19 protein-coding genes are annotated in these 20877 nt (G+C 67.0%); 10 read left to right on the top strand and 9 right to left on the bottom strand.

The annotated features are described in order from the left end of the window. Positions 1–35: 35 nt before the first annotated feature. From mimD to PWF70_RS18290, 7 genes are all read right to left on the bottom strand, one after another. Complete coding sequence (gene mimD, locus PWF70_RS18320) at positions 36–383, bottom strand: propane 2-monooxygenase effector subunit MimD (protein WP_006360127.1); 348 nt, start codon at positions 381–383, stop codon at positions 36–38. Further along, the gene (locus tag PWF70_RS18315) at positions 380–1498 is read right to left on the bottom strand and encodes an aromatic/alkene monooxygenase hydroxylase subunit beta (protein ID WP_042377350.1); all 1119 of its coding nucleotides are present in this window, start codon (positions 1496–1498) and stop codon (positions 380–382) included. Before PWF70_RS18315 ends, mimD begins: the two co-directional genes overlap by 4 nt. A 29-nt stretch (positions 1499–1527) precedes the next feature. Next, positions 1528–2568 carry a 2Fe-2S iron-sulfur cluster-binding protein gene (locus PWF70_RS18310; protein WP_286352724.1) on the bottom strand — a complete coding sequence of 347 codons (1041 nt, stop codon included), beginning with the start codon at positions 2566–2568 and terminating at the stop codon, positions 1528–1530. Positions 2569–2704: 136 nt separating this feature from the next. Next, positions 2705–4342, bottom strand: coding sequence for an aromatic/alkene/methane monooxygenase hydroxylase/oxygenase subunit alpha (locus PWF70_RS18305; RefSeq protein ID WP_035755187.1), 1638 nt, complete (start codon positions 4340–4342; stop codon positions 2705–2707). Positions 4343–4530: 188 nt separating this feature from the next. Next, complete coding sequence (locus PWF70_RS18300) at positions 4531–5670, bottom strand: LuxR C-terminal-related transcriptional regulator (protein WP_035755089.1); 1140 nt, start codon at positions 5668–5670, stop codon at positions 4531–4533. 32 nt (positions 5671–5702) lie between these two features. Continuing rightward, positions 5703–7085 (bottom strand): FAD-binding oxidoreductase, encoded by a 1383-nt coding sequence (locus PWF70_RS18295; protein ID WP_286352723.1) that lies wholly within the window; start codon positions 7083–7085, stop codon positions 5703–5705. Between the two features lie 423 nt (positions 7086–7508). Beyond that, entirely contained in the window at positions 7509–8702 is a 1194-nt protein-coding gene (locus tag PWF70_RS18290) for an aminotransferase class I/II-fold pyridoxal phosphate-dependent enzyme (RefSeq protein WP_035755095.1), read from the bottom strand. A gap of 60 nt (positions 8703–8762) precedes the next feature. On the opposite strand from PWF70_RS18290, the gene PWF70_RS18285 reads away from it, so the two are divergent. Both PWF70_RS18285 and PWF70_RS18280 read left to right on the top strand, forming a co-directional pair. Beyond that, positions 8763–9236 (top strand): NUDIX hydrolase, encoded by a 474-nt coding sequence (locus PWF70_RS18285; protein WP_006360120.1) that lies wholly within the window; start codon positions 8763–8765, stop codon positions 9234–9236. Between the two features lie 87 nt (positions 9237–9323). Then, positions 9324–9518, top strand: coding sequence for a hypothetical protein (locus PWF70_RS18280; RefSeq protein WP_006360119.1), 195 nt, complete (start codon positions 9324–9326; stop codon positions 9516–9518). An 18-nt stretch (positions 9519–9536) separates the two neighbouring features. Here the strand turns inward: PWF70_RS18280 and PWF70_RS18275 are convergent, their stop codons facing one another. Beyond that, positions 9537–10172: a hypothetical protein gene (locus tag PWF70_RS18275; protein WP_286352722.1), complete on the bottom strand. Its 636-nt coding sequence runs from the start codon at positions 10170–10172 to the stop codon at positions 9537–9539. A 353-nt stretch (positions 10173–10525) separates the two neighbouring features. Here PWF70_RS18275 and PWF70_RS18270 point away from each other — a divergent pair, with 353 nt between their 5' ends. The 7 genes from PWF70_RS18270 (at position 10526) to malQ (ending at position 18272) form a co-directional block, all read left to right on the top strand. Next, complete coding sequence (locus PWF70_RS18270; protein ID WP_286352721.1) at positions 10526–11899, top strand: oxygenase MpaB family protein; 1374 nt, start codon at positions 10526–10528, stop codon at positions 11897–11899. A 97-nt stretch (positions 11900–11996) separates the two neighbouring features. Further along, positions 11997–12863, top strand: coding sequence for a ParA family protein (locus PWF70_RS18265; RefSeq protein ID WP_286352720.1), 867 nt, complete (start codon positions 11997–11999; stop codon positions 12861–12863). Positions 12864–12982: 119 nt separating this feature from the next. Further along, positions 12983–13432, top strand: coding sequence for a lipoprotein LpqH (locus tag PWF70_RS18260; RefSeq protein WP_006360115.1), 450 nt, complete (start codon positions 12983–12985; stop codon positions 13430–13432). A 206-nt stretch (positions 13433–13638) separates the two neighbouring features. Continuing rightward, on the top strand, positions 13639–13914 hold the full coding sequence (locus PWF70_RS18255; protein WP_035755099.1) for a GlsB/YeaQ/YmgE family stress response membrane protein: 276 nt from the start codon (positions 13639–13641) through the stop codon (positions 13912–13914). 127 nt (positions 13915–14041) lie between these two features. Further along, positions 14042–14695 (top strand): NAD(P)H-binding protein, encoded by a 654-nt coding sequence (locus PWF70_RS18250; RefSeq protein WP_006360113.1) that lies wholly within the window; start codon positions 14042–14044, stop codon positions 14693–14695. Positions 14696–14699: 4 nt separating this feature from the next. Then, positions 14700–16118: an FAD-binding oxidoreductase gene (locus PWF70_RS18245; RefSeq protein ID WP_006360112.1), complete on the top strand. Its 1419-nt coding sequence runs from the start codon at positions 14700–14702 to the stop codon at positions 16116–16118. Between the two features lie 12 nt (positions 16119–16130). Next, on the top strand, positions 16131–18272 hold the full coding sequence (gene malQ / locus PWF70_RS18240) for a 4-alpha-glucanotransferase (protein ID WP_502876426.1): 2142 nt from the start codon (positions 16131–16133) through the stop codon (positions 18270–18272). A 46-nt stretch (positions 18273–18318) separates the two neighbouring features. Here the strand turns inward: malQ and PWF70_RS18235 are convergent, their stop codons facing one another. Further along, on the bottom strand, positions 18319–19560 hold the full coding sequence (locus PWF70_RS18235) for an MFS transporter (protein WP_035755101.1): 1242 nt from the start codon (positions 19558–19560) through the stop codon (positions 18319–18321). A 111-nt stretch (positions 19561–19671) separates the two neighbouring features. On the opposite strand from PWF70_RS18235, the gene PWF70_RS18230 reads away from it, so the two are divergent. Next, complete coding sequence (locus PWF70_RS18230; RefSeq protein ID WP_006360109.1) at positions 19672–20862, top strand: ATP-grasp domain-containing protein; 1191 nt, start codon at positions 19672–19674, stop codon at positions 20860–20862. Positions 20863–20877: the final 15 nt, after the last annotated feature.

The following is a 20877-nucleotide window of genomic DNA, read 5'->3' as shown; positions in this document are numbered from 1 at the left end:
GCGGCCACGACGCAGATCGGGGGTGGGGCCTGCGCTCAGCTGGACGCGGTGAGATCGAACCCGATGAACTCGGCGGCGTCCTCGGGGCTCGCGAACAGGAAGGTCCGGTCGTCGAGGTGCACCATTCGCCCGTAGTGGGTGGAGCTGATCTCCTCGAAGATCGATCCGTCGAACTCCTGACCCAGGGCGTCGGTGAGCTCGTCGTAGTCGAACTCGAGCCGGTTGACGCCGTCGACGCGGATCATCGACGGGTACTCGGTGAGTTCGACACCCTCCTTGGCGCCCATGACGTCGGCGACGACGCGGCCGATGGGCGTGTTCATCAGGGTGACGCCGCACATGTTGGAGAACTCGGTCTGTGCGCCGAATTGCATGCTGCTCATTGGTTCAGCTCCTCGGGGATGTCGACTTCGATGGCTTTGAGGACGTCACGGAACTTCTCGGTCGCGGCCTCGAGGCTCGTGGCGAAGGTGACCGACTTGTCCGCCGGCTGCGACCAGATCGGTTGCAGCCCACGCGCAGCGTCGAGGCAGCGCGGCACCCATTCCGACAACCACTCGCCGAACAGTGCCCGGTTCTGCGCGCCGTACTGTTCGTCGCGGGAGAGCATCAGGAACAGGGCCCGGGTGTAGTTCAGGTCGCGGTCGTAGTCGTACTCACCGGTGCCGACGATCGTCGGGGTGATGTAATCGCCGTTGCGCGCCGCGACCTGCATGATCAGCTCGGTCCGGAACAGCGAGCCGACGAGCTGCTCGAAGACGATGTTGGTGCAGAACAACAGCTTCGCCCAGTCACCGATCGCGGTCAGCCGCTCCACGGCCTCCCGGGTCGGCTGCCATTCCGGCGCCGACTGCCAGACCTCCTTGTGCGCCGACCCGTCGAAGGCCTCCTCGGCCTCGGCGAGATCGAGGTTGAACAACGCGAGGTCCTGGGCGAAACGCAGCTTGTGCGCCGCACTGACCGCGACGGCGTTGTTGATCATGTTGGTCGGAGCCGACCGCTGGATCGAGGTGAACACGTGCAGGCCCATGCCGCTCTCGGCGTGCATCCAGGCACCGAGGTTACGCTCGATGAACTTGAGCCACGAAGGATTCCAGCCGTCGTACACGCGGGCCCGCTTGGCATTCTGCAGACACAGATCGACCTGGTGGACCACCGCCGAGTTGTTGCGGAAGATGGTCTGTTCCCACTCCTCGTTGGGATCGAGGAAGGCGTGCCAGTTGCTCGACTTCGCGGCCGTCCACTCCTGCGGGTAGCCGCCGGGACCGCTGCCGAAGCCGTAGATCCAGCCCTGGGTCAGGTGGCGCTCCGGGTCGGGCTGCACGTCGACGGTGACGTCCTCGTAGATCGTCGCCCGCTTCTTGGCCGGCTGATAGTAGTTGTACTTGCGGCTCTTGCTGCTCGGGAATTCCTTGGCGCCGGCCTCGGCGTCGGTGAATTCGATGCTCGGGAAACTGCGTTCGCGCTGTGGTGATTTCGGCGCGGTGGGTGCGGACATACCTGTCGTTCCTCCTCGTTCGGCGACTGCTAGTCGAAAGCCGGGCTGGTGAACTTGTCGTAGAAGGTCTGGTCCCGGGGGACCGAATGTTGGTCGGCGAGAGCGAGAGCCGCATCGACCATGGGTGGGGGGCCGCAGAAGTACACCTCCGTTCGGGCGAGATCTGATTCGTGTTCGGCGACGATGTCGGTGACATTGCCCTGTGCCACCTCGACCCCGTCGGGTGCGCCGTCGGCGGACTCCGACAGGCAGGCGAGGAACCGGAAGTCGGCGATCTTGTCGCCGAGCGCGGCGATCTCGTCGAGATAGAACAGATCCGCCGGGGTCCGGGCACCGTAGTAGAAGCGCACCGGCCGGTTCAGGCCGGTCTCGCTGATGTGACGCAGCAGCGAGAGCAACGGAGCCATCCCGGCTCCGCCACCGATACAGATGATCGGCAGCACATGGCCGTTGCGCAGCGTGCACGACCCGTACGGACCGTTGATCATGATCTCGTCACCGGGCGCCAGCCCCTTCTCGAGGAGGCCGGCGAAGAGACCACCCGGATACTTCTTGATCAGGAACTCCAGCTTGTCCGGGGTGGCCTGGGTGGTTGCGATCGAGAAGGAGCGCTTCTCGTCGGTACCGGGGACCGAGAGGTCCACGTACTGGCCGGGTTTGAACTCGAAGGTCTCGGGTTCGACCACGTCGAGGCGCAGTGACACGATGTCCTTGGACACCGGTTCGATGGCGGTGACCCGGGTGCGGACGTCCTGGATCGGTGCGCCCCCGAGCAACTCCTCCTCGTCGAAGTTGAGCAGTTCGATCTCGCAGTCGCTGTAAGCGTAGGACCGGCAGAGCAGCACATAACCCTCCGCCTCCTCCGCCTCGTTGCAGGCGAAGGTGGAGTAGTCGTCCATCTGGACGTCGCCGTCGAGCATGTACGACTTGCACGCCGAGCACCGGCCTTCGCGGCACCCGTGCATCAGGTGGATACCCTGCCGGAACGCGGCGTCGAGGATGGACTCGTCCTCGGTGACCTCCATCTCGATGTCGACGGGGGCGAAGTTGATGCGATGTGTGTCGGCCACGGAAACTCCTGTCTGAAAGGGGGAGATGCTGCGCTCCTCAGGGAGCTGGGGGAGGCGACGGCTTGCGGTCGTCACCGCTCCCTGAGGAGCGAGCTTGCGAGCGACCCTGCGGAGGGGCGCGCTCACCTGCGTGCCGTCAGGCCGGCACGGCCCCATTGGGATTCGCGCGATACGCCGCGATGTGCGCATCCCGCTCCGCGTCGGACATCTCGTTCAGCAACACGTTGGGACTGTTGAAGACGTTGCCGCGGACGTCGTCGAGCGTCCACATCTTCTTGGGGTCCAGGTCGAGGTGCGGCTGCGGGATGAGGGTCTTGCCGTCGTCGCGGACGTAACCCAGGTTCTCGATGATGTCGGCGAGATCCTTGCCGTGATGCAGGGTCTCCCATTCGCGGAACCCGGTGAGCCGTCCCATGTTCGGGGTGTCCCGGCCGTCGTACTGATCGCGGAAGGCGACCGCGTCGGTCCAGTGGCAGGTCTCCGAGCAGTAGGTGCGCCACTGGTCGTCGACCTTGTCGACCACCATGTCCTCACGGATCAGGCAGGGCACCATGCAGGTCCAGCAGCGGTGCGGGTACTCGTAGCCGACGTCCTCGAAGGCGATCGGCTTGTTGCGGCCCGGGTAGGCCAGGCGGTTGTAGTTCTCCCACCACTTGCCGAACTTGTTGTACCAGCCGGGGTACTTCTCCTCGAACCACTCGAAGTCCTTGTCGGTCATGGCGTCGATGCGCCAGTAGTTGACCGGCCAGCCGGTGGCGAAGAAGCGTGCCACCTCGTGGACGTAGTGCTTGTTGGTGATCCGGTTCCAGGCCTCCTCGACCAGATCGTGTGGGATGGTGAGTCCGTACTTCTCCAGCGGCAGAAGGTAACTGCGGTAGTAGTCGTCGTAGATCCACCGGCGCCACATCTCCGCGTAGCTTTCCCGGTCCTTGCGCCGGTCCTTGGTGCCGTACTCGATGAAGGTGCCGATCGCGGCGTCGACGACGCAGTGGTTGTTCCACCACGCGTACCGCAGATCACGTTCCAGCAGAGGACGATTGCGCTCGTCGGCGAGCGCCATCAGCAGAATCGAGTAGCCGTTCGAGATGTGCCGCGACTCGTCGGACTGCACCGAGTGGAAGACGGTGGGGAGCAGGTAGTCGCCGTTGGCGGCAGCTTCGTCGGGCATCGCGACGAACAGCGTGTTGGTGAAGGCCGTTTCGGCGACCACGGTGAGGTAGATGTTGGCGGCGGTGATGGCGTCGCCGGTGATGAACCCCTCGCCGAACTGGCGGCCGATGGTGCCGGCGTAGTTGTTGGCGAAGGCCTTCTCGGTGATGTCGAAGCCGGCCGGGTCGATGTAGTTGTTCATGTACAGCTTCTTGAGGTTCATCTGGATCGTCGAATGACGGACCTCGTCGATCATCTGCACGGCCAGCCCGTTGTGGATCTCGGGGTTGGGGACCGCGTCGATCGCCATCGGCATCGCGCGGGCGGCCGAGATCTCGGGGAACGGGATGATCGACAGGAACAGCTTCTGCCATTCCAGCCACCGTTCCTGGACCTGCCGGAACATGTTGCCGCGGATGGCGCCGTCCATGGCGCCGTATACGCGGTTGTCCTTCTCCTCCTCCATCGGGAAGTACGACCGCATGATCTGCTTCAGCGGGTCCTTCTTGGGTGCCTTCTCGAAGGTGTAGTCGGTTCCGAATCGGGTTGCCGGGGTCGCGAAGGTGGGTTCCCAGGACAACTCGGTGATCTTCGCATGTGCTTTGGTCAAGCTCTGCCTGCTCAAAGTGCGCCTCCTCTTAGAGGGAGCCGACGGGTGTGCCGGCCCGTATGAACTGGAGCGACTTCGATACAACCGTGTGAGCCAGGTAACAAACGTCTCACTGTGAGACGACCGACCGAGTCAGGTGGTCTGCGGACGGAAAAGGAGGGTCCGCGATGCGGACCCTCCGGGAAAGTGCAGGTGAGTTGTGGTTACTCGGCCGACGCGTAGGAGCCGGACGGCGTCAGCGGATCGTTGAGACGCTGTGCGTACTGGTCGAAATAGACGCGGGCGATCAATTCGCGACGGCTCCGGACCCCGGCCTTGTCGAAGATCGACTTCAGGTGATCCTGCACCGTGTACGCCGACACGTGCAGGGTGGCGGCGATGTCCTTGGTGGCGACGTTCTGCAACACCATCTGGGTCACGTCACGCTCACGCGCGGTGAGCCCGAAGGCTTCGACGACCAGGGGGATGATCTCCGGCGGGCGCGCCTCCTCGATCGTGACGACGACCTCGCCCGGACGGCCGTCGGCCGAGGACAGCGGGGATGCGTTGATGACGAGCCACATTCCCGACCGGCCGCGGACCCGCAGACGCGGCGGTACCTGCGTCTCGCCTGCGCCGTAGCGTCGTGCGGCACCGATCAGGCCGTAGATGGGGTTGGCCGCCGCTGCACTGTTCGGTCCGGCGGCGAGGTCGTCGATGCGCTCCTGGCTGCCGGCGCTCATCTGCACGATCTCGTTGTTGCGATCGATGATCAGCACGGCGGGTCCGCTGGTGATCGAGGGGCGCTGTTCGGCGACGACCGTGCTGAGCAATCCGATCCGAACCCCGTGGGCGAGCGTCTGGGACAGCGAGCCGAGGAAGTCGATCTCGTCCTCGGTGAACGGTCGGCAGCCCGCTCCGCTGCGGAACAGCGCGATCCCGGCCCACACCCGGTCCCCGTCGCGGAGCACGACGCGCGCCTCGTCGTGGAAGCAGTACTCCGGGATCATGAGTTGCGTCATGCGTTCGGACTGCTGGGTCCGGCCCCGGGTCAGGAGGTTGAGGCCGACGGCATCGCGCTTCTGCGCCACCAGTTCTCGGTAACTGGAGGGCTCGACCTGCCCGTACTCGAGGAGACCCCATTGAGGGTCCTTGTGGTCCTGACCGAGCAGGTCCCCGTACTTGCGGGCGGAGGTCAGCATCACGGTGTTGGGGTCGAAGGTGCCGATGCAGGCGGCATCGACGGGGACCGCACGGCGCAACGAATCCACGGTTTCCGCGAAGAAGTCGTCGAGGCCGAGGCCGGCGTGCGCCACGACTTCGATGTCGCGGCGCACGCGCTCGGCGGTCAGGCTCGATGTCATTCCGCAATCATGTTCCTGAGCTGCACCGATGTCTATCCCACAAAGCTGGGATCATCCACCCGGAGGACCCCGGTCGGATCATGACGGCGGCGGATCGTCTCCAGGCGTACCCGCTGCTCGGGTGTCCAGAGCTGCTCGCGTTCGGCGGCACCGAGTCCGCAGAAGTTCAGCAGCGCACCCGCCGACCACGGTGAGACGGCCCGGGTGACCGCGGTCAGATGCGATCCGACCTGGTCGCCGAGGGGGCCGGCGGGCACACCGATCGCGATGACGTTGAAGGCGCCGTGGCGTCCGGCGACCGCGTTGGGAACGCGCTGCGGCCGCGTCAGTGCACCGCCCATCAGACGGACCTCGACGATGGCCAGGGGGCTCGCGACGTGCGGTCCGGCGACCTCGAGGAGGGCGTCGACGGCCGCAGCGGGGAACTCGCGCAGGATGCTGCCGCGCTCGGCGGACGGCATCGGGCCGGGCGGGTCCATGTGAACGGCGTCGAGAGCGGCGGTCGGCAGCACGTCGATGTTCTCGAGAAGAATGGGGCCCGCCGAGCGCATCGGGGCGAGAAGCGCTGCCGCGGCGGCCGGGTCGCCGGTGTGGGTGTAGCGGACGTGCACCGCGAGCCGGCCCTGCAGCGGGGCAGGCAGGCCGGGATCCGGCGGGAGGCGCAGGATCGCGACCGAGGTACCGGCCTCCTCCGGGAGGGTCGGCGCCCACTCACGCCAGGCGTGGAGCACGTCGGCCGCCGCCGGGCCGGCGAAGAAGATGCCGCCGCCGTAGACGGTGGGGAGTTCGAAGAGATCGAACTCGATGGCGGTGACGACACCGAAGCCGTCGCGTCCACCGAGGATCGCCCAGTACAGGTCCGAACCGGCCGAGGGGTCGACCGTTCGGATGATCCCGTCCGCGGTCACCAGTTCGATCGATCGGACATGGTCTGCAGCCCAACCGAATCGGCGTCCGAGCGGGCTGAGGCCGCCGCCGAGGTGGTAGCCGACCACGCCGACCGACGACGACGAGCCGGCGAGGCCGGTCAGTCCGTGGGGCGCGGTCGCCGCGGCGAGGTCACGCCAGCGGACGCCGGCACCGACGCGGGCGGTCCTGGCAACCGGGTCGACGACGATGTCGGTCATCCGTGAGGTGGTGATGACAACGGTGCCGCGCCCCTCGATCGGGGCCCCGTGTCCGGTGGCCCGGGCGCCGACCCGAAGTCCGTTGGCCCGCGCGTATCGCACTGCGGCGGCGACGTCTTCGGCGCCGGTCGCGCCGACGACGACCTGGGCGGCAGGGATGGTCACCAGGTTGAAGCCGGTCAGTTCGGCGGTGTAACCGTCGTCGGTCGGCGTCAGGACGGGGCCCGCGACGGTGGTGACGAGCGCGTCGAGGTCGGTGAAATCGATCGGTTCGGAGGTGATGGACACAGTCTTGTTCCTTCGCGGGTCGGTGATCGGAGCGGATGGTGGCGCAGGGTCGGGTGCGGTGATCCGTACCGCGGGTCCCGATGTCTTCATGACACTCAGAGTCGCTGAGCACCTTTTGTTCCCGCCATCCCTCGAACACCGGAGATGTTGCGGCGGAACCTCTGGAACCGGTGGGCCCCCAGATATCTGGGGGTCGGCGTCGTCGGGTTCAGCCGGCCGGCCCGGCGTGATGCCGGAACTGACCGACGACGCCGAATTCACCCGGGATTCGCGGCCGTCCGCTCGCGCAGGACCGTGCCCGCCTTCTCCGCGATCCGCTTCGGGTCCACGGTGTCGAGATCGCCGGTACTCATGGCGACGTCGCCCGGGCTCGAAGAGCGTTGCAGGCCATGCACTTTCCGCGGGTTCGACGTCAGCCGCGGATCATGCGGGGTTTCCGGCCCGCACGAAGGCCCCGAGCCGATCGACCGCGAGAGCGAGATCCTCGGTCGACGCCGCATAGGACAGCCGGACGAAGCGATCGGCCCCGGCGAATCCGAAATCCTTTCCCGGCGTGAGGGCGACGTGCGCCTCGCGTAGGGCGCGGTCGCAGAACTCCGCCGAACTCAGCCCGGTCGAACTCACGTCGAGGTAGACGTAGAACGCCCCGTCGGGGACGACCGGTACGTCGAGCCCGATCCGCGCGAGTCCGTCGATGACGAGATCCCGGCGGCGTGCGAACTCGCGCCGGTTGTCCTCGGCGACGGCCAGGGACTCCGGGGTGAAGCAGGCCAGCGCGGCGTACTGGGACGGGGTGGGCGGGCAGACGTAGAAGTTCTGTGCGAGCCGTTCGATGACCCCGACCAGCTCGTCGGGCACGATGCACCAGCCCAGACGCCAGCCGGTCATGCCGAAGTACTTGGAGAAGCTGTTGATCACGACCGTCTCGGCCGTACCCGGGGTGTCGGTGGCGAGAATGCTGCGCGGTGCCCGCCCGTCCGGATCGGGGTCGGACAGACCGAGGTAGATCTCGTCGACGATGGACCAGCCGCCGCGGGCGGCGACGAGATCGGTCATCGTGACCAGCTCGTCGTAGGGCATCGAGGTGCCGGTGGGGTTCGACGGGGTGGCGACGATGACACCGCGGGTGGTGTCGGTCCAGGCCCGTTCGACGTCATCGGTGGTCAACTGGAACCGCGCCTGCGCGGTGGTCTCGATCAGGTCGACCCGCGCACCGAAGGCGTGGGCGAACTGGCGGTTGCACGGGTAGGAGGGATCCCCGATGATCACCCCGTCGCCGGGATCGATGAGCGCGGCGCACGACATGAGCAGAGCGGCCGAGGCCCCGGATGTGACGGCGACCCGTCGAGGGTCGACATCCGCACCGAAGTGGTGCCCGTAGAAGCCCGCGATCGCGGCCCGCAGCTCCGGGAGTCCGAGTGCACCGGTGTACGCCAGCGGCCGGCCGTCGCTGACCTCCCGGGCCGCCGTGAGAACCGCGGGCGGCGGTCCGAAATCGGGTTCGCCGATGTTGAGCTTGACCACGTGGTGGCCCTGCGCTTCCAACTCGGCCGCATTCCGCGCGAACTCCATCGCATAGAACGGGGCGATCCCTTCGGCCCGTCGGGAGATCTTCATGAGTCACATTGTGCGCGCCGCCGCGACGCGCCCCGATGCATGGGCGTGCAGGATGTGAGGATGCCCATCCCTGACTTCATCCGCGACCTGCGTGCCCATGTCGGTCACCGCGAACTCTGGCTGTCGGGTGTCAGCGTGGTCGTCCGTGACGCCGACGGCCGCCTGCTGCTCACCCGGCGCGTCGACAACGGACAGTGGGCGGTCGTGTCCGGGGTGCTCGAACCCGGGGAGGAGCCCGCCCGCGCGGCGCTGCGCGAGGTCGCCGAGGAGACCGCCGTGACCGCCGAGATCATCCGTCTGACCAGCATCGACGTCACTCCGCTGATCACCTACCCCAACGGCGACCAGACGCGCTACCTCGACGTCTGTTTCCTCGCGAGGTACGTCGACGGCGAACCGCATGCGGCCGACGACGAGAACTCCGACGTCGCCTGGTTCGCGCCCGACGAACTGCCCGACAACCTGACCGACACCTCGCGACTGCGGATCTCCAAGGCCCTGAACGGCAATCCCGAGGCCTGGTTCCAGCGCTAGGGACGGACCTCAGGGATGTCCCTGAACTTCGCCCCATATGCCGTCTGACCTGTGGCTTTTCGCGTGGTTCGGGCGGAGACTCGGGGCATGAGCACATCAACGAATTCAGGAACCACGTTCTGGAAGGTCCTCGGGATCATCGCGGTCGTCCTCATCGCGCTGGCGGTGATCGGACCGCTCCTCGAGGGTCTCTTCTGGATCGCACTCATCGGGCTGGCCCTCTACGGCGGGTACATGCTGTTCCGCTCGAAGACCAAGGACGATCACCCGACTCCGCTGTGACGCAGCGTCGGTGAGCGATCAGAACCTCGGCAGCGGGTAGCAGGCCCACGGGGCGCAGATCTGCTCGGGGATGTCGATGTTCGGGAAACCCGGGACGGTCGGCCTGGCAGGTGCCTCCGACTCGGGTGCCGGCGCCGTCGGCCCGGCACCCGGAACGCTGACGCGGATCGGCGCCGCCGTCGGGGTCATGTTGGTCAGCGGCGGGTTGGTTCCCCAGAACTGTTCCCGGGCGGAGCCCGGCGGCAGGGTGATGGTGGCGCAACCCCAGTAGATGTCGTAGGTCCCGTCGGGGATCGTCGTGGACCCCGTGAGCGTCGGCGGGGTGCCCGCAGTGACCCTCATCGGCACGTTCTTCGACGCACCTGGCGAGATCAGGGCGCCGAGTTCTTCCGGGGTCTGGTAACCGAAAACCACGACCGACGCGGCGGGGGAGGTATTGGCCTTGACGCCGAAGATCTCGCAGCCGATCCGCTTGTTCGCATTGTTGGAGACCTTGAGGGTGATCGTGTTGCCGGCCAACGACGGCGAGACGGTGACATCGGCCGGGGCTGCCGACGCGGACGGTGCCAGTGCGGTGGCGAGCGCCACGGCGGCGGCGAATCCCATTCCAGCGGACAGCTTTCGGAGACGAGTGGTCCGGGGTCGAGTGGTCATGACGGTCCTTCCCTCGCGGAAGTCGTGCGGCCGCGGCCGGTGATCTGCGGGTACTTCCTGAAACGAAGAGAATGCGGATCGGTGCGTGTTTCCGGATTCCATGAAATGTGCCGATGGTGTCCGCACGGTCTCGGCGAGAATGTTCGGCGACGTCATTCTTGCAGATATCGACAATGTCGGCAGAACGGGGTCGATGCGAATCCGCGATTCTGCGCGCGTGTCGACGCGGCTCCCGAGGAGTCGGGCGGCCGGCTCGAGTTGACGATTCGCCCTGTGAAGTCCGCCGCCCATGAGGTAAGTTGGCTAACCAAGATAACTAAGTTGACTGACCTCGGACCGTACGGAGCGCCACCTTGACCGTCCTCGATGATCACCTCGATGCCCTCGCCCCGCCCCCTGCGCCGGACGCCCCGGTGGATCCTGTGCTGGGACGCCCGCTCCGGCCGGCCCCGGCGCTGCGGCCGAAGTTCAATCCGGACTGGACGCCGGCTCGTCATCGACTCCTCGACGGCTGGGTCGACGTACAGGACCGACTACCCGAGACCGAGGGCATCGTCGCCCGCGCGAAGGACCACCTCTGGGTCGGCGACCCGGAGATGGATGCGGTGGTTCAGATGTTCCGCAGGCTGCCCCCGCGAACCGGCCGGCAGATGTTCGAAGACGCCCTCGACAACGGTCTGGACACCATCGACAGTCCACCTGAGGAGCTCGTCGCGCTCTTCGATCACATCGACAATCCGCCGGCCTGGATCACCAAGGGTCGTGTCGATCGTGGCGCGATCGTCGCGAACGAGGTGAGCCCGGCAGGCAAGGCGTCGCTGATCTTCCTCAACACCCTGGCCACCGTGCAGGGCGGTTCGGTGGGTGATGCGGTCGGAACCATGGGGCGCATGCAGCGCAACATGATCAACCGGTCGCTGGAGTCCGCCGAATTCTGGTTGCACCTGCCGGCTCCCGGCGCGCTGGATCGCTTCGGCACGGCGTTCAAGAACGCCGTCCGGGTGCGGCTGATGCACGCACAGGCTCGTGTCATGCTGCGCAAGAAGTGGGGCGAGGAGTGGGTCGCCCAGCATGGCGTGCCGATCTCCAACGCCGAGATGTCCGGTGGGATACCGTCGTTCGGTGTCGCCAACCTCATGTACGACATCAACTACGGTCGCCACTACGACTACCGAGACCTCGAGGATCTCAACATCTTCTGGTCGTATATCGGACACATCATGGGCATCCGTGAGGCGATGATCCCACGCACGTTCGGCGAAGCGGTTGAACTGCTGGACTACGGCTATGCGGTGATGGAGCCGCCGTCGGAGTTCTCCGAGGCGCTCAACGACGTCTCCGAGATGATGCTGAACACTCTCATGGACAAGGTGCAGATTCCGCTGATCGACCCACAGGTGAAGTCGGCGATCCATCAGACGCTGCACGGCCTGTACTTCTTCATCGGCGGGACGTTCCTCGGGCGCCGCATCACGGGTACCCCCGAGCCGACCCGGATCGGACGGATCGCACCGAAACTCATCACCGCGCAGGCGAAGCTCGCGAATCTGGACCGGCGCATCCCCGGCTACTGGAAGCGGGCCGACAAGCGTCGCGCCAACGGAGACACCTACTGGGCCGTCATGCACGACGCCTTCACCAAGCTGGCCGCCGAGCAGGACGGCGGGCGCGGTCCGACCTTCGCCCACCACGACAAGCCGGTCGAGGCCCTCGGCAAGGCCGGCTGAGAGGATCGTGCAAGACCGGTCGAGAGTCGCTGCGGCGCGAGTGCCACCCGGTTAGTCTGATTCGCGACGCAGGCCCACCGACCAGACCGGGGATCCCATGCCGACGGTGATCGCGACCATCAGTCTCAAGGGCGGGGTCGGGAAGACCACGCTCACGGCCGGCCTCGCCGATTTCCTCGCCGGCGTCTTCGGCAAGAAGGTGCTCCTCGTCGATCTCGACGCCCAGACCAACCTCACGACGATGACGATCGGGGAGGACGGCTGGGAGGCCTGTAATGCCCGCGGGCACACCGTCGCGACCCTGTTCGCCGACGTTCTCGACGGCACCCGGCGGTTCGACCTGGAGAGCACCGTCCAACGGGACGTCTCGTCGATCGATGGGCTCGCGGGGATCGATCTCCTCCCGTCCTCGCTCGATCTGATCGACCTGCAGGAGGAGATGAGCGCGCGCCGAGTCGCCGCCGACGACCATCTCGCCGCCGTCGAGGTGCTGCGAGGCGCGTTGGCCCCGATCATGTCTCGCTACGACTACGTCCTCATCGACTGTCCGCCGAACGTCGGTCCGTTCAGCCTCAACGGATTGCTCATGGCCAGTGGATATCTCATCCCGACAATCCCGGACGTGTTGTCCACGTACGCGATTCCGCACATTCAGCGACAGGTCGCGGACTTCGGTGCCGAGATCGGCCGCACCATCGTCGAACTGGGTGTCGTCATCACCAAGTACCGGGCGTCGTCGTCGCTGCACCGCGACACCGTCCACCGGCTCCGGCGTGATCCGACTATCCAGAACATCCTGCCCGCATATCTCCCCGAGGCCAACGCGATCGGCGCGGCCGCGGACCACACGCGGTGGCCGGGTCTGCACGCGAAATACGGCTATCACGGGCACTACGAACAGTTCCGCGATCTGACGCGTGCGGTGATGATCGAGGCCGACGCGAAACTGCAGTCGATCGCCTGAGACCCACTGCGGTGCCGAAGGTCCCGAGATTCAGACATTTCTGTGCCAATGCGCAGCTCACGGGCTAGATTCTTCTCAGTCCGCCAGTCGGCGGCGTTCACGACTGCCCAGGAGTTCTCATGATGAACAAGGTGCACATCGCTTCAATCCTCGGCGCGGCGGCACTGGCCGTCGCGGCAACCGCATGCGGCTCGGACGACTCGGGTTCCGGGAGTACCGACGCGGAGGCCAAGGTGACCGTCGACGGCCAGGAGGTGGAACTGGCGGACAAGACCGTCGGCTGCACCGATGCCGCCGGAAAGGTGACGATCGGAATCGGTTCCGGGTCGGGCACCTCGGGCGTCGGCGTCGTGCTGTCGTCGGGGGATTCGCCGGAGGTCGAGTCGGTCGGGCTCGGTTCCGTGGACGGCGTGACGCTCGGTTATCAGAAGGGTGTGGGTGAGGGCAGCGCCGAGGTCGACAAGGACGGCTCCACCTACAAGATCACCGGCGAGGCGTCGGGGGTCGATCTCGCCAACCCGACCGAGAAGGTGACCAAGTCCTACGAGATCGAGGTGACCTGCCCCTGAATCCGACGACGCTGCAGGTCGAACGGCCTTACCGGCGGAGAAGGTCTCGGCATGACCGTCGTACCGGTCTCGATGTGCACACAGATCCACGCGCGCAGGTTTGGTCCTGAGGTTCCTGGGTACTTTGAGTCCTGTAGCAAATCGCACGATCTGGACGATTCGGACGATTTACGCACGCAGGATCAACAACTACCTAGGAGGCAGACATGCTGGGAATTGGCATCATTGCGTGGATCATCATCGGTGGTCTGGCCGGCTGGATCGCCAGCAAGATCATGAAGACCGATGCGCAGCAGGGGATCATCCTCAACATCATCGTCGGTGTCGTAGGCGGTCTCCTCGGCGGCTTCTTGCTGCAGCTCTTCGGCGTCGACGTCGAGGGCGCCGGATGGATCTTCAGCTTCATCACCTGCTTGATCGGCGCTTGCGTCTTGCTGTTCCTGGTCAAGCTCGTGACCGGGCGCGGCCGGACCCGCGTCTGATCGCAGCACCCACCGCGAACCCCGCCCCGGTTTCCGACGCACCTCGCGTTCGGGCCGGGGCGGTGTCGTTCGTGGATGGGTACGTTGGAGAAGAACGAGTGACGTCGACCGCGAAAGTGAGCAACCAGTGACCCGAGTGGCCATCATCGGCGGACACGGCAAGATCGCGCTGCGCCTGGCGAAGATCCTGACCGACCGAGGCGATCAGGTGACCTCGATCATCCGAAACCCAGAACACGCGCAGGACGTCGCGGAGACCGGCGCGGTACCCGTCGTCGCCGATGTGGAGACCCTCGACACGACCGGGATCGCCACGGCGATCTCCGAACACGACGCCGTGGTCTGGTCGGCGGGCGCAGGTGGGGGTGAGCCGGCACGGACCTACGCCGTCGACCGGGACGCCGCGATCCGCTCGATGGACGCCGCGGCGAAGGTCGGAATCCACCGGTACGTCATGGTCTCCTACTTCGGTGCCGGTCCCGATCACGGCGTGCCCGAGGACAATTCGTTCCACGCGTATGCCGAGGCCAAAGCGGCCGCCGACACCTATCTGAAGTCGGGCGACCTCGACTGGACGATCCTCGGACCGAGCAAACTCACCGACGAGCCGGGGACGGGCAAGATCGCCATCGGCGGCACGCGCGGCGGTGGCGACGAGGTCAGTCGCGACAACGTGGCCGCGGTCGCCGCAGCGGTTCTCGCACGACCCGAGACGGTGCACAAGGTCATCGAGTTCAACGACGGGCCCACGCCGGTCGTCGACGCGGTCGCACAGGTCTGACGCCGTGTCCGCGCATGCGGACGCCCTGCTGACACAGTTGCGCGCGGTGGTCGGCGCGGGCAACGTGCTCACCGATCCCGAGTCCATCGAGGGTTTCCTCGTCGACTGGACCGGCCGGTACCGGGGTGAGGCGGATGCGGTGGTGCGGCCGCGTACCACCGAGGAGGTCTCCCGGGTCGTCGGCGAGTGCGCCTCCATCGGCGCCCGAATCTGCGTGCAGGGCGGGAACACCGGACTCGTGGGTGGCTCGGTGCCGCCACCACGCAACGACACCGGACGGCCGGTGATCGTGTTGTCGACGGCCCGTATGACCGACATCGACGAGGTAGACGCGGTCGGCCGCTGCGTGGGTGCCCAGGCCGGTGCCACCGTCGACGCCATCGACGGCAAGGCCGCCGAGGCCGGCTTGGCCTTCCCCGTCGACCTGGCCTCCCGCGAGTCGGCCACCGCGGGCGGGGTGGTCTCGACGAATGCCGGCGGCATCCGCATGATCCGCCGTGGCAACACCCGTTCCCAGGTCCTCGGGATCGAGGCGGTCCTCGCCGACGGCCGCGTCCTGCGCCGGTGGACCTCGCTGGTGAAAGACAATGTGGGATACGACCTCCCGGCGCTCCTCGCCGGTAGCGAGGGCACCCTTGCGGTCATCACTCGCGTGCTGTTCAAACTCGTCGTGCCGCCGTCGACGGCGACCGTCGCAGTGGCCGCGGTCGAACACGTCGAGGATGCGATCGGACTGATCGCCGCCGCGTCGTCGCGCGGCCTCACCGTCGAGGCCGCCGAACTCATGACCGAGGCCGGCATCGAACTGGTGCACGAACACGGACACCGTCGGCCGACGGCGACACCCGGGCCCTTCTATGTCCTCCTCGAGGTGTCCGGGGTCGGCGACATCGAGACGACGATGGCCGAATTGCTCGGCGACACCGGCGGACTCGTCGACGCCGTCCTCGAACCGGCGCCCGCTCGAGCACTCTGGGGCGCACGCGAGAGCCACACCGAGACGATTGCCCGGTCGAGTACGACGCCGGTCGTCAAACTCGACATCTCCGTACCCATCCGCGCATTGCCGGAGACCTTCGCCGAACTGGCCGAGGTCGGTGCGGCAAGCGACTTCCCCTGTCGCCCGATCCTTTTCGGCCACGTGGGTGACGGAAACATCCACGTGAACCTGCTCGACGTCCCAGAAGAACACGCCGAAACCGTCACCGGCCGGGTCTTCGGAGTAGTCGCGGCCAACGGCGGGTCCATCAGCGCCGAACACGGCATCGGCCGCGCCAAGACTGCCTGGACGCACCTCGGCCGGTCCGACGTCGACCTCGACACCATGCGAGCGGTCAAGGCGGCCTTCGACCCACAGGGGTTGCTGAATCCGGGTGTCATCCTCGGTACCGGCGCACGCAGCGCGGACCCGCCCGAATCCTGAGACGATGGCGAGGTGGCTGACGTGATCCCGGAGAGATTGACCGAACTGGCGCATCGTCACGGTGTGGCCACCAGCTATGTGGGCTGGGACCAAGAGACCCACGAGGTGAGTACGGAGACGCTGGTCGCCGTCCTCACCGCCCTCGACGTCCCTGCGGACTCACCCGAGGCGATCGAGGAGTCGATCCGCACGGTCGACGAGCGGCCGTGGCGCGAGTTCGTCCCGGCGGTCACGGTGGTCACCGAGGGCGGCGGCGACACGTTCTGGATCCACGTCCCGCACGGAAACCTGGTGAAGGTGTGGATCGCCACCGAGGACGGCCGCGACGTCGCGCCGGAACAACTCGACGTGTGGGTGGACCCGCGCGAGATCGACGGCGCGCTCGTCGGGCGGGCGACCTTCGCGATCCCCGACGACCTCGAACCCGGATACCACCGGATCAAGGCCCTCGACCTCGACGACTCGACGGCGTCGAGTGCACCGCTGATCGTCACCCCGCGCCGGCTGCACACCGCAGACCGGCTGCTCGGGCGGCAGCGGTGGGGCCTGGCCGTACAGCTCTACTCGATCCGTTCGGCGGACTCGTGGGGCGTCGGCGACTTCGCCGATCTGGCGGGCATCTGCGAGGTCGCGGGTAGCGCGTACGGCGCCGATTTCGTGCAGGTCAACCCGTTGCACGCGGCGCAACCGGACCCCCCGGTCGAGGCCTCGCCGTACCTGCCGGTCACACGCCGCTTCCTCAACCCGATCTACATCCGGGTCACCGACATCCCTGAACTCGACGGATTGCCGAAGGCCCAGCGCAAGTGGTTGAACAAGCTCGCCCGCGGGTTCTTGGGCGAGAACACCGCCACCGACAAGATCCGGCGCAACAAGTCCTACCGGGCCAAGCTGGAAGCACTCGAACTGATCTACGACGTGCCGCTGAGCCCCCGGCGCAAAACCGCCCTGCGCGAGTTCCGGCAGCGGGAGGGCAAAGGCCTCAAACGATTCGCCACGTGGTGCGCACTGGCCGAGCGCTACGACGCCGACGATCCCCGCTGGCAGGACAAGTTCCTCGATCCGGCACACCTGAAGAAGAAGCGCCGGAAACTGGCGCGGCGCATCGACTTCCACATCTGGCTGCAGTGGATCTGCGACGAGCAGCTCGCCACCGCGGCACATGCCGCGAAGTCCGCGGGAATGTCCATCGGCGTGATGGCCGACCTCGCGGTGGGGGTCGGCCGGCACAGCGCCGACGCCTGGGCACTCGGCCATGTGCTCGCCTCCGGGGCGACCGTGGGCGCACCGCCGGACGGCTTCAACCAGCAGGGGCAGGGCTGGGATCAGCCGCCCTGGCATCCCCGCCGTCTGGCCGAGGCCGGTTACGAGCCCTACCGCGACATGATCCGCACCGTGCTGCGTCACGCCGGCGGCGTCCGCGTCGACCACATCCTGGGACTGTTCCGGCTGTGGTGGATCCCCGACGGCATGGGACCGGCCGGCGGCACCTACGTGCACTACGACAGCGAGGCACTGATCGGCATCCTGGCCCTCGAGGCCCAGCGCGCCGATGCGGTGGTCGTCGGCGAGGACCTCGGAGTCTTCGAGCCGACGGTGCAGGACACCTTGCGCGGGCGCGGAATCCTGGGCACGTCGATCCTGTGGTTCGAGCAGGACCGCAAGGCGGCAATCGCGCCGGAACGCTACCGCGAACTGTGCCTGACGTCGGTGACGACCCACGACCTCCCGCCGACGACGGGTTACCTGGCCGGTGACCACATCGCACTGCGGGCACGGCTGGGGCTGCTCGAGACCGGGGAGGAGGCCGAACGGGACCGCAACGAACGCGAACGCGACGCCGTCCTCGAACTCGCCTACGAGCGCGGCCTGCTGTCGCGGGACACCCCGCTGTCGGACCCGAAGGTCGTCGACGCCCTCTACGCCGTCATCGCGCACACACCGTCGGTGCTGCTGAGCGTCGCACTCGTGGACGCGGTGGGGGAGCGGCGGATTCAGAACCAGCCCGGTACGAGTGCGGAGCAGTACCCGAACTGGTGCATCCCGCTCGCCAACGCCGACGGTGAGGTGGTGCTGGTGGAGGACCTCGTCAGCAGCGTGCGCTTCCGTCAGCTGGTGAACACACTCAACGAGTACGGGGTCCCGGGCGCCTGACGGTATATCGATGGTCAGTCGCCGAGGCGCCTGACGGCGATGATGGTCAGTCGCCGAGGCGCCTGACGGCGATGATGGTGAGTATCAACGCCACCAGCGCGAGAACCGCGACGCCGATGTTGAAGGCGATGCCGGCCGGCCTCAGTCCCCACTGCTGTGCGGCCACACCCTGCCCGACGATGGGCAGTGAGATCGCGACGTAGGCGACCACGAAATAGGTTGAGGTGACCTCGGCGCGTCGATCGGCCGGGCTGGCCGCGACCACCGACGCCAGCCCCTTGCTGAACGACATGCCCTGCCCCACACCGCACACCACCGCGCCACCCAGCAGAGCGGCGGTCGACGTGGCGACCAGGCCGACGATCGACAGGCAGGTGCCGCCGATCAGGATCGCGCAACCGGCGATCAGCGCGGACTCGGTGGGCATGCGCCGCACCACGATCTGCGTGACCGCCGAGGAAGCGAACAGCACGAAGACGAGGAAACCGGTGAACGCGCGGTCGTCGATGCCCAGTATCTGAGTGACGAACGAGGGCATGACGCCGGTGAACGTCCCCATGACCGCGAAGCCGGCGAACGCGGCGATCGACGCGCGGACGAACACGCCGCGTACGTCGGCCGGTACGGAGAGCCGCTGAACACCAAGACGGGCACCGGGTTTGACGTCGACCGTCTCCTGCAGTCGCCAGATGCCGGCGAAGGCGAGAGCCAAGAGGGCGAGGTCGAGGAAGAACGGGGTGTGCAGGGGATTGGGCGCATACTCGGCGATCAGGCCGGCGATTAGCGGTCCCATCCCGAGTCCGCCGATGTTGGCCGCGGTCGCGACGGCGGGCCCCCGGCCCCGCCACGACGGCGGTGCCAGTTCGATGACCGCGGTCGTCGCGGCGCCGGCGTAGATCCCCGCCGACAACCCGGACAGCACCCTGCCCACCAGCAGCTGCCAGACCGGTCCGGCGGTGAGGAAGACCACGGCGCTGGCCACTGACAGCAGGGCGCCGGCGATGAGCAGCTTGCGCCGCCCGATCACATCGGACCAGCGGCCGAAACCGATCAATGCGGCGATGACACCGACCGCGTACACCCCGAAGACGACCGTCGTCGTGGCGACACCGAAGCCGAGCTTCTCCCCGTAGAGCGAATAGAGCGGTGTCGGCAGCGTCGTCCCGAGCATGACGACGGCGAAGGCGTAGACCGCCGCCACGAAGGAGGGGGTGGTCGAACGAGGCGCGGCCGATGCCGATGCACCTCGGCCGGAACGGGATGACGGGGTGCCGGATCGATCAGTCATGAGACTGCCAAACTACCGCCGGACCGGATCGGGGCGCTCACCGGTAACAGATCCTCGTCATCTGTCCGTCATCACGGGCCGGGTGCCGTCGCGTCGCCTATCGTCCCTGCCATGCAGGCCTCTGAACCGCACATCCTCGTGACCACATCCCGGATGCCGTTCGCCGTCGACGAGATCCACAAGCTCGGGGAGACCGGGCGGGACGTCACCGCCGCGGACACCTTCCGAGCGGCGCCGGGAAGTCACTCCCGCGGCGCGCGACGCCATCTCGTGTTCCCCGCACCCACCCAGCAGACCACCGCCTTCGTCGACGCGGTGATCGATGCGATCGGCGAGCACGGCATCACCTGGCTGCTCCCGATGTTCGAGGAGGTCTTCTACCTCGCCAGACACCGCGACCGCATCTCCGCCGCACACCCCGACGTCGAGTTGTTCTTCCCCGATTTCGAGACCCTCGCCCGCGTCCACGACAAGGTCGGGTTCACCGCCCTGTGCCGCGAACTCGGACTCCCGGCCGCGGAATCGGTGACCACGACGAGCCGCGACGAGCTGCGCGAGGCCACCGAGAAGTGGCCGCACTGGTTCGCCCGGGCGGCCTTCGGTCGCGGCGGGCTCGACGTCCTCACCAACACCGGGCCGCTGGCGGGGGAATCGTCGATCGACGACGTCAGCCCGACCCCCGCCGATCCCTGGCTCGTCCAGGAGTACCTCACGGGCGCCGACCGGTGCAGCTGGAGTGTCGCCCATCACGGCGAGATCGTGCTGCACTCCTGCTACGAGCACCCCCTCGCGATCGACGACCGCGGCGGCATCGTCTTCCAATCCGTCGACTCGCCGGAATCGCTCGCCGCAGCGCAGACCATTGCGCGAGAACTGAACTGGCACGGGCAGATCAGCTTCGACTACCTCGTCACCGACGACGGCGTCCACCACATGGTCGAGTGCAATCCCCGACCGACAGCGGGGTGCACGGTCGCGAGCGCCGAGGAGTTCGACGCCGCCTTGTTCGATCCGGGTGACCTCGTCGTCGTCCCCGCGGGCCGCAAGAAGATGATCAAGGCCGCGGTACTGCGTGATGCGCTCAAGCACCCTTCTCATCTGCGCCGGAATCTCGCCGTGGCCAAGGGAGCGGGCGGCGTGTACGACCAGCCGGGCGACCACCTGCCGCTGATCTACTCGGCCCTCTCGCTGCAGCACATCCTGGCCTATCGCAAGGAACTCGGACTCGACCGGAACAAGCGCGAGGAACTGATGGCGACACAGTTCTTCGATGTGCTCTGGGACGGCACCACGATCGCCTGACCAGGTCCGATACAC

Origin of the sequence: Gordonia sp. Swx-4 (assembly GCF_030316175.1) — a bacterium.
GTDB classification, from domain to species: Bacteria; Actinomycetota; Actinomycetes; order Mycobacteriales; family Mycobacteriaceae; genus Gordonia; species Gordonia alkanivorans.
This window is presented reverse-complemented; position numbering and strand designations above follow the sequence as displayed.